Below are 15,256 nucleotides of genomic sequence, written 5' to 3'. Positions count from 1 at the left end.
ATACATTCTCCTTTACTATTAAACTTAAAATAATTGTATCAATTTAACAGTTAGAGTATCATCGAAATATGAATGTATATCCGAATATCTCATATATAGCTAAACTAATTGCTGAACCTACAAGAGCAATTATCTTAGATTGTTTAATGAACAATCAGGCACTACCTGCTAGTGAATTGGCTTATAAGGCAAAAGTTTCACATCCAACGATTAGTTCTCATCTTTCTAAATTAGTAGAGGGGAATCTACTTACAGTTGAACAACATGGTAGACATCGTTACTATCGACTTGCTAATCAAGAGGTAGCAGAAGTTCTTGAAAAGTTAGGAACAATTGCACCAACAGTCCAAGTTCGGTCTTTAAAACAATCGGATCAGCTAAAACAAATTCGTTATGCTCGAACTTGCTATGATCATCTTGCAGGCAGGCTCGGTGTAGAGATAACTGAAAAGTTACTACATAGGGAATTTATAATTTTAGAGGAAGGAGAATACATTGTAACGGAACAAGGTAAGCAATGGTTTCTGAATTTTGGAATAAATATTGAAACAGCAGAAATAAAGAGGAGGGTATTTGCAAAACCTTGTCTTGATTGGAGTGAACGACGCTACCATATTTCTGGTTGGTTAGGACCTGCGATAGCAAAACTATTTTTTGAACAGGAATGGATTACAAAAACGGATAAGAATAGAGCCGTCCATCTTACAAAAAAAGGTATGAAGTTATTGAAAGAACAATTAGGCATTGACATGGAAAATAAGATTGAAAAATAAAAAATTCCATCAAAATGCAGCGCCTCCTGTCGAGTAAACCGTATTAAATAACCTGAGTTCTATATTTTATATAGACTCAGGTTATTTAAATTTTTTTTAAAATATTTGATGATATTTGCGCACGGCAAATGTAACCTCATTCACTTTACGGAAAGAGGTTACATGAAAACATAGTAGTTGAGGTAGTTCTATTAAATTATTAATCATATTACTTAAAAAATATGCGTAAGAATATAGTAAATGAAGGGAGATATAAAATGAATAAAGTGAAACTGAAAGTATTTAATATAAAGTATGTAATGATATGTATTTTATTCACCATTATATGTATTCTCACTTCATTCTTCATTTCTAGTAATTCAAACGTATTTAAATCGTATTATATTAATCAATTATTGGGAACGAATTCTACTAAAGGTCTTATGTATATGATAGGAAGTGAAAATCGTTATTTTGCAGAAGAATTTCATAAAGAAAAAGGACGAGCGTCTTTGGAATCTTTTTTGCTTTCACTTTCTACAAATATTAATGTAAATGATCTCCGAAGTTTATTAACTCGAGAACTTCCAAATATGAATCAATTTTATTCGGAAATATTAATTGCTGGAGAGGGAACGGATTATACTAACATTCCCGAAGAATCTAGTGTTCCATTAGAGAATATTAAAAATAAAGGTACTGCTATAAAACACCCAAAGAGTGAGAAAGAAAACAATTCAAATACTCAAAATAACGGTGAAAATAAAGTTTTTATTTATCATACACATAGTTGGGAGTCGTTTATTCCTCTAATTCCAGGTGCCACTATACCCGATGATGCTTCTAGTACAAATAATGAAGTGAATATTACGTTTGTTGGAAATTATTTAAAACAAAAGTTAGAAGAAAAAGGAATAGGTGTTTCACATGATACGACAAATATGAGGGATTTTCTGCGAAATAAAAATTTAAATTGGGCCCAATCTTACAAAGGGTCCCGTCAAATATTACAAGATAAATTAGCACAAGATAAAAATATTATGTTTCCAATGGACCTACATAGGGACGATGCGCGAAAAAATACTACAACAAAAAATATTAACGGAAAGAATTATGCACGGCTCTATTTTATTTTAGGACGAGAAAATCCTAACTTTGAAAAAAATAAAAAAATAGTAACAGCAATAAATTCATATTTAGATGAGAAGTATTACGGTTTAAGCCGAGGGATTTTTATTAAAGATCGTAAAAGCGGTAACGGAGTATATAATCAAGATCTTTCTCCAAATGCTTTACTTATTGAAATGGGAGGGGTAGATAATACACCAGAAGAATTGTATGCGTCAGTTGACGCATTAGTAGAAGCATTTAGCCACTATTATAATGAGGTAACAAAGAAAAATAACTAAAATAAAAAGGAGTGATACCTAGTCAGAAGTTCTAGGGGTTACTCTTTTTTTTAGAATATAAAATCACCAATAAACGTCATCAATTGAAAAAATCTTTCTTTTCATTCTTCTTTTTACAGTTTTATAGGAGAAAGCTAGGTTTCTTATTTTTACTAATGTTATAATAAGAAAAAAGCACGAAAAGAGGTCATCTCATGCTAGAGGTTATTGCAACATGTTTAGAAGATGTAAAACGAATTGAACGAGCTGGCGGGAAGCGAATTGAATTAATTACATCTTATACAGAAGGCGGTTTAACGCCGAGTTATGCATTTATTAAAAAAGCGGTAGAAGCAGTACATATACCGATTCACGTTATGATTCGTCCGCATGCGAAGTCTTTTACATATACGGAAGAAGAAATTGAAATGATGAAGGAAGATATTATCATTGCGCAGAAGTTAGGTGCAGCTGGTGTTGTATTAGGCGTATTAAACGAACGAAATGAAGTGGATGAAGAGAAATTAGCGGATTTACTATCTGTTGTAGATGGAATAAATGTAACGTACCACCGTGCAATAGATGATATAGAAAATCCAGTAGAAGCGATGGGAACTTTAAAGAAGTTTCATAAAGTGACTCACGTTTTAACGTCAGGTGGACAAGGAAATATAGTAGAGAATATACCGGTGCTTACAGAAATGCAAAAGGTAAGCGATGGTCAAATTCAACTTGTAGCTGGAGCTGGCGTGACGAAAGAAAATATAAAGCGATTGCTTGATGAAACTGGAATTTCGCAAGCTCATGTCGGTACAGCGGTAAGAGAAGGAAAATCATGTTTTTCTGAAATTGATCCTAACTTAGTACAGGAATTAGTTCAAATCATACAATAAACACGTAAGAAAGAGGAGAAACGATGAAGGAAAATACGAAGAAAGAATTATTCTCATGGGCTAAAACGATAGGATTTACTCTTGTATTAATCGTAATTATTCGCGGTGTTTTATTTACACCTTCATTAGTGCAAGGTGAATCGATGATGCCTACTTTAGAAAATAACGAACGAGTTCTCGTGAATAAGATTGGTTATAGTATAAGTGGATTAGATCGCTTTGATATTATCGTCTTCCACGGAAAAGAAGGATACGACTTAGTAAAACGAGTAATTGGTTTACCAGGCGATACAGTGGAGTATAAAAATGATGTTTTATATGTAAACGGTGAATCGATGGAAGAACCATATTTAAAAGAATTTAAAGAAAAAGCGACGGGCCGTGTATTAACTCCAGACTTTACGTTAGAACAAATTACAGGGAAAACGAAAGTGCCAGAAGGCCAAGTATTTGTTTTAGGCGATAATCGTGAAGTTTCTAAAGACGGTCGTATGTTCGGATTTATTTCAGAAGATGAAATTGTCGGAAAAGGACAAGCTGTTTTCTGGCCGTTGAAGCAAGTAAGAGCATTATAAAGCAAGTATGGGAGAAATATTCTTCTGGTGGATTTAAATCACATTTTTTGTAAAACTGAATGTTCATTTAAGAAAGACAGAGGTCATTTTGATTATTATTTTTCAAAATGGCCTCTGTTTATTTGAAGATAGTATTGCAAGGAGGGAATTTAAATGATAACGAAAGAAGCAGAAGTTATTTTAAACAGGAAAGGAGCCAGAAAAGTAAACGAAATTCCTAAAGAGGTCTTACAATTACTACAGCAAGGGAAAATAGAAAGTGTTAATCTAACAGAATGGCTAGCTATAAATCATATTGAACTACTTAAAAATGTCTTACCTTCAATAGGACTCAAGAATAGTTTGGAATGTATAGTAGCTGAATTAGAAAAACAGAACGTTGAAACAGGAATGAAAGTCATACGAATAACAGGAACTTTATTGGATGAAATTATACTCAAAGAGTATGAAGGAAACAAGGAAGACATACTGATAAAATTATCTGATCATATTTCAGATAGTGTACGATGTTGGGCAGCATTTATGAATAAAAAATCAAATAACACATTAAAAGATACATTAACGTATATTCGATCTTTTGCGGCGGATCATCATTTTGGTGTTCGAGAAATTGCTTGGATGTCTATTAGAGAAGATCTTTCACAAAATATAGAAGAAAGTGTGGAATTGTTAGTAGAATGGGCAAAAAGTGAAGATGAGAATATTCGTAGGTTCTCTGTAGAATCTATTCGTCCTCGAGGTGTATGGAGTAAACATATTGAAATATTAAAACAAGAACCTGAAAAAGCACTTCCCATTCTTAATTTACTTAAATCAGATCCATCAAAATATGTACAAGATTCGGTTGGAAACTGGTTAAATGATGCAAGTAAGACGAAACCGGATTGGGTAATGAACCTGTGTGAAGAATGGGAAAAGGATACTGATATAAAATCAACTAGTAGAATTATTAAAAAAGCTAAAAGAACGATTTTGAAAAATAAGTAATACGTCACTAATAGACTTGTTAGTTGTACGAAGGAACAATCAATCATGTTAAAAAAAGAATACTTTAAATAACTATGAGAAGAGCATGTATTGATCAAAAATTGATCAATACATGCTCTTTATATTTTCTTTTATATCAGTGTTATTAATGAAAGGTGAACTCTAGAAATTGAACCGTCGTGATTTCTAAAGTTAATTTTATATTCACTGTCAGGAAGCGAATCACTCCAATATAAATTACATTCACTAATAGTTCGTTCTTCACGTGTTAAAGTTCTGTCAATCATTCAAGAGCCTTTCATTCTATATAAATCACATATTATTTGTGTTTTTTTAATAGCGGACAAAATATATCGGATTATGTATGTGAAAAAAATATTGATAGAATTGAAAGAATATTTTATAATTTTAAATTATATATTTGTTTCGAAAAGCGGAATTTAAGTTCCGAAATTCGGAACAAGAGGGAGATAGAATGAGTATAAATAAAACGGCAGTTAAAACAATGGATATTTTAGAGTTGTTTTATGAGCATGACGAGCTCAGTTTAACAGAGATGGTTCAGCTTACGAGTATGCCGAAAACATCTGTTTATCGTTTAATTGGCTCGTTAGAAGAAATGGAGTTTTTACAAAAAAACGAAAAGGGGAAATATCATTTAGGAGTCGTGTTTTTACGGTTCGGTCAACTTGTTTCACAAAGATTATCTGTAAGAAATATTGCGATTCCATATATGAAAGAGCTTAGAAATAGTTTAGGGCAGGCAGTTAATTTAATTATTCAAGATGGTAATGACGCGATTTATGTGGAAAAGATGGAAGGCGTTCAGCCTGTACGAGTGTATACAGCGGTTGGAAGAAGAGCTCCACTTTATGCGGGTGCATGTCCGAGAATTTTACTATCGTATTTCTCTAAGGAGGAGAAACGGAAGTACATAGAGGAAACGGATTTAAAACAGTTTGCGGATGGAACAATTGTGGATAAGGAACAATTGCTAGAAGTGTTACAAATGGCGAAAAAGGAAGGACACACAATTAGCTACTCTGAGTTAGAAAATCATACAGCCGCTATAGCAGCGCCCATTTTTGCAAGCGATGGAACGGTTGTAGCGGGAATTAGTATTTCGGGATTAGCAATTGAGTATAAAGAAAGTAACATTCCATATTTTATTGCGAAGGTGAAAGAAACAGCCCATCGCATTTCGAAAGAACTCGGTTTTTTGGCATAGAAAGAGGGAGTAGGATGAAATTTTCTGCGTTAGGGGATCAAGCAATTATTGTTACATTTGGTGAAGAAATCGGGATGGATACATACGAAAAAGTGCAACGACTATTTCAAGCACTGCAGCAACATCCGTTTGCAGGAATGATTGAATGCGTTCCATCGTTTACTTCATTAGCCGTTTACTACAATTTGTATGAAGTATGGAAGGGAAATGATAGAAAGATAAGACCGTATGATTACGTATGCCAATACATAACTGGAATATTAGATACGTATAAGGAAGAGCTGAAACGAGATGTGAAACATATTTCTATACCCGTTTGTTACGGGGGAGAATATGGACCTGATTTAGAAGAGGTGGCACATTATCATGGTTTACAAGTAGAAGATGTGATTCGAATACATAGTGAAACAACATATTTTGTGTATATGCTAGGTTTTACACCAGGGTTCCCGTATTTAGGAGGACTATCAAAAGAACTAGAAACACCTAGAAAAGAAACACCGCGGTTGCAAATCTCTCCTGGTTCAGTAGGTATTGGCGGAAATCAAACAGGTATTTATCCGCTTGAAACACCGGGTGGATGGAATATTATTGGCCGAACTCCGATCTCCTTATTTAATCCAGAAGAAGAAACACCAACCTATATTCAAAGCGGTATGTATTTACGATTTATCCCGATAACGAAGGAAGAGTACGTATCACTTGAGGGGGCTAAAGAATGGATGTAGAGGTTTTACATGCAGGGATGTTTACAACAGTCCAAGATTTAGGGCGGTCTCATTATCAACAATATGGTGTACCAGTTGGCGGGGCTATGGATCAAAGTGCACTTCGGATGATCAATATGTTGGTCGGTAATGAAGAGAATGAAGCAGGACTTGAAATGACAATTATGGGACCTAAATTGTTAATAAAGAAAACGACGTTACTCGCGATTGGCGGAGCAAATATGGAGCCGTTACTCAATGGGAAGCGTATTCCATTATGGCGTCCCATTTTAGCGGAAGAAGGTAGCATGCTTTGTTTTGGGAAAGTGAAAAGCGGTTGCAGAGCGTATGTGACTTTTGCAGGTGGTATACATATTGATCGTACGATGGGAAGCAAAAGTACTTACATACGTGCTGCAATTGGTGGTATTGAGGGAAGAATGCTGAAAAAAGGAGATTATTTTCAAATTGGTACGCACTCCGAAATAGCGAGTCGTTTTATTCAAAACTTACAAAAGGATGAGCGAATGAAAACGAAATGGGCAATTAGCAGCAGCGTACTGCCAAAGTATAAGAAATATCCTAAGCTTCGCGTCATAACTAATTTTGAATATGATCAATTTACAGAAGAAAGTAAACAGGCATTTTTTACGAAAGAGTATAAAGTATCTAATTACGCTGACCGTATGGGCTATAGAGTTGAAGGAGAAGTTTTAAATAGAGTGGAAGAAAAAGAGATTTTATCGAGTCCCGTTACATTTGGGACGATTCAAGTTCCAAATGGTGGACAGCCAATTATATTAATGGTAGATAGGCAAACGACGGGTGGCTATCCGAGAATGGGAAATATTATTTCAGTAGATTTACCACTTCTTGCTCAGTTAAAACCAGGGGACTACGTTTCTTTTGAGAAAATTACGCTTGAAGAAGCGGAACAATTGTACATAGAACAAGAAGTAAATATGAATCTATTAAAGAAATTCATCACTTTACGAAGCTGACATTAGGAGGGAAATATCTTGACGGCAATCGATTTAAACTGTGATTTAGGAGAAAGTTTTGGAGCATATAAAATGGGGAATGATGATGAAATTCTTCCGTTCGTTTCCTCTATAAATGTTGCTTGTGGTTTTCATGCAGGTGATCCGACTGTAATGAGGAAAACGGTCGAAAAGGCACTGCAGCATAACGTAGCAATTGGCGCGCATCCTGGTTTTCCTGATTTAATTGGATTTGGAAGAAGAAACATGAATGTTTCAGCAAGTGAAGTATACGATTACGTTTTATATCAAATCGGTGCATTAGACGCTTTTGTGAAAGCGGCAGGCGGGAAAATGCATCATGTAAAACCGCACGGTGCCCTATATAATATGGCGGCGACAAATCCGGAAATTGCAGATGCAATCACGAAGGCAATTTATGATAGTAATCCTAATCTATTACTTTACGGATTAGCAAATAGCGAGGCGTTTATACAGGCTGCGGAAAAATACAATATAACTCTCGTACAAGAAGCTTTTGCTGATCGTACGTATAAGCAAGATGGAACGTTAACGAGCCGTACGGAAGAAAATGCGCTTATAAAAAATGAAGACGAAGCGATAAGGCAAGTGCTTCAAATGGTGAAAGAAGGATATGTAAATTCGGTGAATGGGGAGAAAGTAGCAGTTCAAGCACAAACAATTTGTTTACATGGTGATGGAGAGAAAGCAGTCCAATTTGCGAAAAAAATATACAGAACATTCGAACTTAATGATATTTCTATTTGTGCACCGAAATAAAAAATAGGGGGAAGTGCTGAAATGATTAAATTAATCGGGATACTACTTGTTGCAGTGGGCTTTTTATTTAGATTAAATACACTTTTAGTAGTTATGGTTGCAGGTATTGTTACTGGTATGGTTTCAGGATTAAGTTTTTATGATGTGATTAGCATGTTCGGTAAATTTTTCATAGAAAATAGATATATGTCTATGCCTATTATACTAACTTTACCGGTAATCGGAATTTTAGAACGTTACGGTTTAAAAGAAAGAGCAGAAGCACTTATAACGAAATCAAAAGGCGCAACAACTGGAAGAGTATTAATGTCATATTTTACGATAAGAGAATCATCAGCAGCACTTGGACTGAATATTGGTGGTCATGCGCAAACAGTAAGACCGCTCGTTGCACCGATGGCAGAAGGGGCTGCGCAAGGAAAATATGGTAAGCTTCCTGAAAAGTTGAGAGAAAAGATTAAAGCGAATGCAGCAGCCGCGGAAAATACAGCTTGGTTTTTCGGAGAGGATATATTTATTGCAACTGGAGCTATTTTATTAATGAAAGGGTTCTTCGATTCAGTAGGTATGCATGTCGGTGTATGGGATATGGCGCTTTGGGGTATTCCAACTGCAATATCAGCACTTATCGTGAGCTGGATCAGATTTAGAAGATTTGATAAATATATAGCGAAAACGATGGAATCAAAAGAAAAAGAAGAGAAGGAGGCAATATAAAATGAACATCATCACAATGGATACAATTTATTACATATTAGGTATAATCGTTGCCTTTATCGCTGTTCGTATTGCATTTGATCGTGAACATCCAAACCGATTTGGTTCTAGCTTATTTTGGGCGTTATTTGCAGTTACGTTTTTATTCGGAAATATAATCCCTTCGTTTTACGTTGGTTGTATCGTGCTCGCTATGGTCGTGTTAGCTTCACTAAACAAAGTAACAAAATCAGAGGAGAAAGAAGTACCGGTGCAAGAACGTGTGAAACATGCGGAGAAATTAAAAAATAAAATTTTTATGCCTGCACTATTAATTCCTATTTTTACAATTATCGGTACGCTAACGTTAGGAAAAATCAAATGGGGAAATGTTTCTCTTGTTGATCCAGATAAAGTAACGCTAGTAGCATTAGCACTAGGAGCATTACTTGCATTCGTTGCGGCGATGCGTATTACAAAATCGAAAATAACAACGCCTGTTCAAGAAGGAAGCAGACTATTACAAGCTGTCGGCTGGGCTGTTATTTTACCACAGATGTTAGCGGCACTTGGCGGTATTTTCGCAAAGTCTGGCGTTGGACAAGTCGTTTCTGATTTAGTTGGACAAGTGTTACCGACAGAGTATCCGTTTGTAGCTGTTATGGCGTATTGTTTAGGAATGATGCTCTTTACAGTCGTAATGGGAAATGCTTTCGCAGCGTTTGCCGTAATTACTGGCGGAATTGGCTTACCTTTAATTGTTCAAATGCACGGTGGAAACCCAGCAATTATGGCAGCTCTTGGTATGTTTGCTGGATATTGCGGAACGTTACTTACTCCAATGGCAGCAAACTTTAATATCGTTCCGGCAATGCTTTTAGAGCTAAAAGATAAAAATGCGGTTATTAAAGCGCAAGTCCCAATTGCTCTTTCAATTTTTATCATAAATATGTTTATTATGTACGGCTTAGTATATCGTTTCTAATTAGGAGGGTAAAACTATGAAAACAGTATTATTAACAGGATTCGATCCGTTCGGTGGAGAAAGTATCAATCCAGCTTGGGAAGTCGCAAAAAGTTTGCATGAAAAAACAATCGGAGAGTACAAGATTATAAGTAAACAAGTACCAACCGTATTTCATAAATCAATAAAAGTTCTAAACGAATATATACAAGAACTAAACCCTGAAATGATTATATGTATTGGACAAGCTGGAGGCAGACCAGATATTACGATAGAGCGTGTCGCAATTAATATTGATGATGCAAGAATTGCTGACAATGAAGGGAATCAGCCGGTAGATGTACCGGTTGTGGAAGAAGGACCGGCTGCCTATTGGTCTACGCTTCCGATGAAAGCAATCGTTAAAAAACTTCAAGAAGAAGGGATACCAGCTTCCGTTTCACAATCAGCAGGTACATTCGTTTGTAATCACTTATTCTATGGTCTTATGCATGAAATAGAGAACCGTGATAAGAAAATAAAAGGCGGATTTATTCATATTCCGTTTTTACCAGAACAAGCGAGTAACTATCCAGGCCAACCGAGTATGTCACTTACTACTATTCGTAAAGGGATAGAATTGGCAGTTGAGGTAACGGTGACGGTTGAGGTGGATATTGTGGAAATTGGGGGCACGACGCATTAAATAAAACGAATCATACAACACCTCCTGTAAACAACTGGTATAATAAGTATAGCAATATACATAGAGGTGATTTTTGTGCAATTTGAAGAAGTACGCTCAATTTTAGAGCAAGCGAAGAAAATTACAGTGTTAACAGGCGCAGGAGCAAGTACGGAAAGTGGTATCCCAGATTTTCGTTCAGCAAATGGATTGTATGCTGATGCGAATGTGGAGATGTATTTATCAAGGGGATATTATAATAGAAGCCCGAAAGAATTTTGGAAGCATTATAAAGAAATATTTCAAATTAATACGTTTCATCAATATAAACCAAATCGCGGTCATCGCTTTTTAGCGGAATTAGAAGAACAAGGGAAAGATATTACGATTTTAACGCAAAATATTGACGGTTTACATCAATTAGGCGGTAGTAAGCATGTCATTGATTTACATGGAACACTTCAAACAGCACATTGTCCGAAGTGTAAAGCAGGATATGATTTGCAGTATATGATTGATCATGAAGTACCTCGCTGCGAGAAGTGTCATTTCATTTTAAATCCAGACGTTGTATTATACGGAGATACATTGCCGCAATATCAAAATGCGATAACACGTTTATATGAAACAGATGTGCTTATCGTTATGGGAACGTCATTAAAAGTACAACCTGTCGCTTCATTCCCAGAAATCGCAAAGAGGGAAATAGGAGCAACGACAATTTTAGTAAATGAAGAGTTAACAGGACAAGAATATAACTTTGATTTTGTTTTTCAAAATAAGATTGGTGAGTTTGTTGACGGGGTATCGTCGGTTAAATAAATTATTATTTTTATGAAAAACTGAGGTGTATAGAGAACACCTCAGTTTTTTTGTTTGAATAACATTCATGTTATTCCTTAATAAGGGAATGGTAATAAATAGGTTATAAAATTAAAATACTGAAAATTAAATCTTTTATTTCTTTAGTAATTAATATAAAATTCTATATATATCATATAAATAAATTTGATACATAATGATTTTGCGTAGAAATGTTAATAGAATGAAGCGAGGGAGCGAAATGAGACAGAAAAAGGAGCAGAAGAAACAATCGAAAAAGAAAAAGACTCATATTCCTTTTCGATTAAATGTACTATTTTTTATCGTCTTTCTTTTATTTTCAGCTATTATAATTCAATTAGGTAAAGTACAAATCATTGATGGAGAAACGTATAGAAATGAAGTGAACAAAAAGGAAGATGTAACGGTAAGCACTCCTGTTCCGAGAGGGAAAATGTTTGATCGGCAAGGTCAAGTGATTGTAAATAACAAACCACTACGAACCGTTACATATACAAAAATGAAAGGAGTAGATTCGAAAGAAGTTTTACAAGTTGCAAGAAATTTAGCCCAGCTAATTGAAATGTCGCCAGAAGATATAAATAAGTTGACAGAAACAGATAAAAAAGATTTTTGGATGCAGTTAAACGAAAAACGAGCAGCAGAAAAAGTGACGAAAGAAGATGAGAGTACATTTAGGAAGCAAGAGATAGAAGGGAAAGAATTAGATAAAAAAGTAGAAGAGTTGCGCCGAGAAAGAATTACGCAAGAAGAATTAAGCGAACTTTCAAAAGAGGACTTAGAAGTACTAGCAATTAAAAGTAGGATGAATGCGGGATATAAAATGACGCCGCAAATTGTTAAAAAAGATGTAAGTCAAAATGAATATGCAATCGTAAGTGAAAGATTGGCAAGTTTACCAGGAGTGGATACGACAGTGGATTGGGAACGTGAATACCCAAATGATAAAATACTTCGCTCTATTCTTGGTAGCGTTTCTACTGAAAATGAGGGTTTGCCAAGAGAACAGTTAGATTATTATTTAGTGCGTGATTATAACCGCAATGACCGTATTGGTAAGAGCTACATCGAGAAACAGTACGAAGATGCGTTACATGGAACGAAAGAACAGTCTAAAAATATTACGGATAAAGCAGGAAATATTATTCGGACGGAAAAAGTGACTGAAGGAAAAAGCGGAAATAATTTAATGTTAACTGTTGATATGGAGTTACAGAAAAAAGTAGAGGAAAGTCTTGAAAAGAATTTACGAGCATTTCATTCTGCAGAGCCGATGATGGATCGTGCGTTCGTTGTAATGATGAACCCGAAAAATGGCCAGATTTTATCAATGGCAGGAAAGAAAATTGTAAATAAAGATGGCGGAATGCAAATAGAAGACTTCGCTTTAGGGACGATGACAAGTTCTTATGAATTAGGGTCAACCGTGAAAGGGGCTACGTTATTAGCCGGATATCAAACTGAAACAATTAAGCCGTATACGCATTTCTTTGATGCACCAATGTATTTTAAAGGAAGTGTCAAGCCAAAGAAATCGTGGAAAGATTTTGGTGATATTGATGATTTAAGAGCTTTACAAGTTTCATCAAACGTTTATATGTTTAATACAGCATTAAAAATGGCAGGTGTAAATTATGTACCAAACAATCCGCTAGATATTAAAAAAGAGACATTTAATAAAATGCGCTACTATTTTAGACAGTTTGGATTAGGTGTACCGACTGGAATTGACTTACCGAATGAATCGATTGGTCAAATGGGTAGAACGGATGACATACCTGGTTTTTTACTTGATTATGCGATTGGACAGTACGATACATATACGCCGCTTCAGCTTGCTCAATATATGTCAACAATTGCAAACGGTGGTTACCGAATGAAACCACAAATTGTACAAGAAGTGAGAGAGCAACCACATAGACCAGAGGATGTTGGAAAAGTTGTTCGGTCTATTGAACCAGTTATTTTAAATCGAGTGGATATGGACACTTCATACATTAATCATGTAAAAGAAGGATTTAGAAGAGTTTTTCAAGAAACTGACGGAACAGGTACGGCAACGTTTAAAGGATTACCGTATAAACCAGCTGGAAAAACAGGAACAGCTGAAACTGTATACGGTGGAGAAAGTGATATTGGAAGAGATGAAAACAATAACCGAAAAAAATGTTATAATTTAACTCTTGCCGGTTATGCACCATATGATGCTGATCCGGAAGTAGCTTTTTCAGTTGTTGTACCTTGGGTGAATGATGACAAATCAGGAATTAATTCCGCGATTGGTAAAGAGATTTTGGATGCGTATTTTGAATTGAAAACGAAAAGAGCGGGTGGAAATCCAGTCCCAGTAGAACAGCCGAACAAGGCCCAGTAAAAATAGTATCACTGCATGGAGACATATTGTGCAGTGATATATTTTTTGAGTTAAAAAGCGTTTAAACAAGGTGGGAATGGATATGAAACAGGAGATTAAAAGAGGCTGGGGGAAATACATACTCTTCGTGTTTGTTTTGGTAGTAGCCTATCATTCTTTTACTTTATGTAAAGTGGAAGGAAAATCGATGCAACCGACTTTATATGAAGAAGACTACGTATTTGTAAATAAAGCAGCAGTACATTTTTCTAATTTAGAGCACGGAGAAATTGTCATTATAAAGGAAGAGGATGAGTCGAAATATTATGTGAAACGGGTAATAGGGCTTCCTGGTGACGTAATTAACATAACGAATGGATCAGTATATGTGAATGATAAAAAGCAAGAAGAACCGTATACAAATAAAGATTTATTCAATAATACGCAAGTGTTTTATAATTTTCAAAAGACAAAAATCCCGCCAAATAAGTTATTTGTAATGGGAGATAATCGTGAACTTAGTAGAGATAGTCGAAATGGCCTAGGATATATTGAAGAAGATAATATAATAGGTAAAGTGGAATTTGTATATTATCCTTTTTCAAAAATGAAGATCATAGAATAAGTGGGGTTATACAAAACCCCACTTATTAAAGTTTCACTTTATCTTCTTTAAATAACCTTTTGGATTAAATGAAATGAAAAACTTATGTTTAGATTCATCGATTATGAAATTGTTGTTTTTAGCTAAAAACTCTTCTACAGCTTCCATTGGGCCAGGGCCCCAATCGGGAGAAATAGGATTTCCGTTAATAGATGTATCCTCTACAATAATATAACTACCAGTAGTAACGATAGATTTATAAAGTAAAAGTTCTTTTGATACATGCTCTTTACTATGATCAGAATCTAAAATAACTAAAATCACATCATCAGGTTTGCGCATATTTAATATAGTTTGAACGGCCTGTACAGAAACAGAAGAAGCTGTTACATACGTAATTCGATCATGTGATGGACGATTTGGTTGAGGAAATATATCAATAGTAAGAACGTGACCTTTTCCAATTAAATCTAATACAGAAGCCAAATACAATGCGCTACCACCATAACAAGTGCCGCACTCAATAATTAAATCGGGTTTTAATTCATAAATAATTTCTTGATACAAAAAAAGATCAGAGGGAAGTTTGAGAATGGGGACCCCGAGCCAGTGTGTATCATGTAACCAAACGTTGCTGTCGTAATAAAGTTTTAGAAATTCATTGCTTATAGTATCGATGTTAATTCTCCTTTCTAAAAAGGATTCTTTCGTTTTACGTAAAGTGCTTACGTATGAAAGTTGTACTATATATTATGTAGTAAGGAATTGTAAGGCGAGTGTTTTTACTTAAAAATAAGTTAAATAACTCATGTGTAAATGAA

Annotated in this window: 16 protein-coding genes; 15 read left to right on the top strand and 1 reads right to left on the bottom strand. The window is 35.1% G+C overall.

The annotated features are described in order from the left end of the window. The first annotated feature begins 68 nt into the window (after positions 1–68). From J0835_RS14785 to lepB (J0835_RS14715), 15 genes are all read left to right on the top strand, one after another. Complete coding sequence (locus tag J0835_RS14785) at positions 69–773, top strand: ArsR/SmtB family transcription factor (RefSeq protein ID WP_087981083.1); 705 nt, start codon at positions 69–71, stop codon at positions 771–773. A 257-nt stretch (positions 774–1,030) separates the two neighbouring features. Continuing rightward, positions 1,031–2,161, top strand: coding sequence for a stage II sporulation protein P (spoIIP, locus tag J0835_RS14780; protein ID WP_087981082.1), 1,131 nt, complete (start codon positions 1,031–1,033; stop codon positions 2,159–2,161). A gap of 194 nt (positions 2,162–2,355) precedes the next feature. Next, on the top strand, positions 2,356–3,033 hold the full coding sequence (locus J0835_RS14775) for a copper homeostasis protein CutC (protein WP_087981081.1): 678 nt from the start codon (positions 2,356–2,358) through the stop codon (positions 3,031–3,033). 23 nt (positions 3,034–3,056) lie between these two features. Then, positions 3,057–3,608, top strand: coding sequence for a signal peptidase I (gene lepB / locus J0835_RS14770; RefSeq protein ID WP_087981080.1), 552 nt, complete (start codon positions 3,057–3,059; stop codon positions 3,606–3,608). A gap of 153 nt (positions 3,609–3,761) precedes the next feature. Continuing rightward, positions 3,762–4,595 carry a DNA alkylation repair protein gene (locus J0835_RS14765; protein ID WP_087981079.1) on the top strand — a complete coding sequence of 278 codons (834 nt, stop codon included), beginning with the start codon at positions 3,762–3,764 and terminating at the stop codon, positions 4,593–4,595. 475 nt (positions 4,596–5,070) lie between these two features. Further along, a complete protein-coding gene (locus J0835_RS14760; protein WP_087981078.1) occupies positions 5,071–5,823 on the top strand; it encodes an IclR family transcriptional regulator in 753 nt (250 codons plus the stop codon). 14 nt (positions 5,824–5,837) lie between these two features. Continuing rightward, on the top strand, positions 5,838–6,551 hold the full coding sequence (gene pxpB, locus J0835_RS14755) for a 5-oxoprolinase subunit PxpB (RefSeq protein ID WP_087981077.1): 714 nt from the start codon (positions 5,838–5,840) through the stop codon (positions 6,549–6,551). Continuing rightward, a complete protein-coding gene (locus tag J0835_RS14750; protein WP_087981076.1) occupies positions 6,542–7,531 on the top strand; it encodes a biotin-dependent carboxyltransferase family protein in 990 nt (329 codons plus the stop codon). The genes pxpB and J0835_RS14750 overlap by 10 nt, the downstream gene beginning before the upstream one ends. Positions 7,532–7,549: 18 nt before the next feature. Beyond that, on the top strand, positions 7,550–8,311 hold the full coding sequence (pxpA, locus tag J0835_RS14745; RefSeq protein ID WP_087981075.1) for a 5-oxoprolinase subunit PxpA: 762 nt from the start codon (positions 7,550–7,552) through the stop codon (positions 8,309–8,311). Positions 8,312–8,332: 21 nt separating this feature from the next. Beyond that, positions 8,333–9,028, top strand: coding sequence for a DUF969 domain-containing protein (locus J0835_RS14740; protein WP_060631398.1), 696 nt, complete (start codon positions 8,333–8,335; stop codon positions 9,026–9,028). 1 nt (position 9,029) lies between these two features. Beyond that, the gene (locus J0835_RS14735; RefSeq protein WP_087981074.1) at positions 9,030–9,992 is read left to right on the top strand and encodes a DUF979 domain-containing protein; all 963 of its coding nucleotides are present in this window, start codon (positions 9,030–9,032) and stop codon (positions 9,990–9,992) included. A gap of 16 nt (positions 9,993–10,008) precedes the next feature. Beyond that, positions 10,009–10,656 (top strand): pyroglutamyl-peptidase I, encoded by a 648-nt coding sequence (pcp, locus tag J0835_RS14730; protein WP_087981073.1) that lies wholly within the window; start codon positions 10,009–10,011, stop codon positions 10,654–10,656. A gap of 66 nt (positions 10,657–10,722) precedes the next feature. After that, a complete protein-coding gene (locus tag J0835_RS14725; protein WP_087981072.1) occupies positions 10,723–11,457 on the top strand; it encodes an NAD-dependent protein deacylase in 735 nt (244 codons plus the stop codon). A gap of 241 nt (positions 11,458–11,698) precedes the next feature. Continuing rightward, entirely contained in the window at positions 11,699–13,852 is a 2,154-nt protein-coding gene (locus J0835_RS14720) for a peptidoglycan D,D-transpeptidase FtsI family protein (RefSeq protein ID WP_087981071.1), read from the top strand. 82 nt (positions 13,853–13,934) lie between these two features. Further along, the gene (lepB, locus tag J0835_RS14715; protein WP_000806886.1) at positions 13,935–14,456 is read left to right on the top strand and encodes a signal peptidase I; all 522 of its coding nucleotides are present in this window, start codon (positions 13,935–13,937) and stop codon (positions 14,454–14,456) included. A gap of 33 nt (positions 14,457–14,489) precedes the next feature. Here the strand turns inward: lepB (J0835_RS14715) and J0835_RS14710 are convergent, their stop codons facing one another. After that, positions 14,490–15,113, bottom strand: a complete 624-nt coding sequence (locus J0835_RS14710; protein WP_140386819.1) for a CmcI family methyltransferase — start codon at positions 15,111–15,113, stop codon at positions 14,490–14,492. Positions 15,114–15,256: the final 143 nt, after the last annotated feature.

Origin of the sequence: Bacillus cereus group sp. Sample62 (genome assembly GCF_036851315.1) — a bacterium.
In the GTDB taxonomy this organism is placed as follows: domain Bacteria; phylum Bacillota; class Bacilli; order Bacillales; family Bacillaceae_G; genus Bacillus_A; species Bacillus_A wiedmannii.
This window is presented reverse-complemented; position numbering and strand designations above follow the sequence as displayed.

Excerpts from the sequence above, each read along its gene's own strand:
- J0835_RS14735 (WP_087981074.1), top strand. The coding sequence starts at position 9,030 with ATGAACATCATCACAATGGATACAATTTATTACATATTAGGTATAATC.
- J0835_RS14750 (WP_087981076.1), top strand. The coding sequence starts at position 6,542 with ATGGATGTAGAGGTTTTACATGCAGGGATGTTTACAACAGTCCAAGAT.
- J0835_RS14720 (WP_087981071.1), top strand. The coding sequence starts at position 11,699 with ATGAGACAGAAAAAGGAGCAGAAGAAACAATCGAAAAAGAAAAAGACT.
- J0835_RS14765 (WP_087981079.1), top strand. The coding sequence starts at position 3,762 with ATGATAACGAAAGAAGCAGAAGTTATTTTAAACAGGAAAGGAGCCAGA.
- J0835_RS14775 (WP_087981081.1), top strand. The coding sequence starts at position 2,356 with ATGCTAGAGGTTATTGCAACATGTTTAGAAGATGTAAAACGAATTGAA.
- spoIIP (WP_087981082.1), top strand. The coding sequence starts at position 1,031 with ATGAATAAAGTGAAACTGAAAGTATTTAATATAAAGTATGTAATGATA.
- J0835_RS14760 (WP_087981078.1), top strand. The coding sequence starts at position 5,071 with ATGAGTATAAATAAAACGGCAGTTAAAACAATGGATATTTTAGAGTTG.
- pcp (WP_087981073.1), top strand. The coding sequence starts at position 10,009 with ATGAAAACAGTATTATTAACAGGATTCGATCCGTTCGGTGGAGAAAGT.
- lepB (WP_087981080.1), top strand. The coding sequence starts at position 3,057 with ATGAAGGAAAATACGAAGAAAGAATTATTCTCATGGGCTAAAACGATA.
- J0835_RS14785 (WP_087981083.1), top strand. The coding sequence starts at position 69 with ATGAATGTATATCCGAATATCTCATATATAGCTAAACTAATTGCTGAA.
- lepB (WP_000806886.1), top strand. The coding sequence starts at position 13,935 with ATGAAACAGGAGATTAAAAGAGGCTGGGGGAAATACATACTCTTCGTG.
- pxpB (WP_087981077.1), top strand. The coding sequence starts at position 5,838 with ATGAAATTTTCTGCGTTAGGGGATCAAGCAATTATTGTTACATTTGGT.
- J0835_RS14740 (WP_060631398.1), top strand. The coding sequence starts at position 8,333 with ATGATTAAATTAATCGGGATACTACTTGTTGCAGTGGGCTTTTTATTT.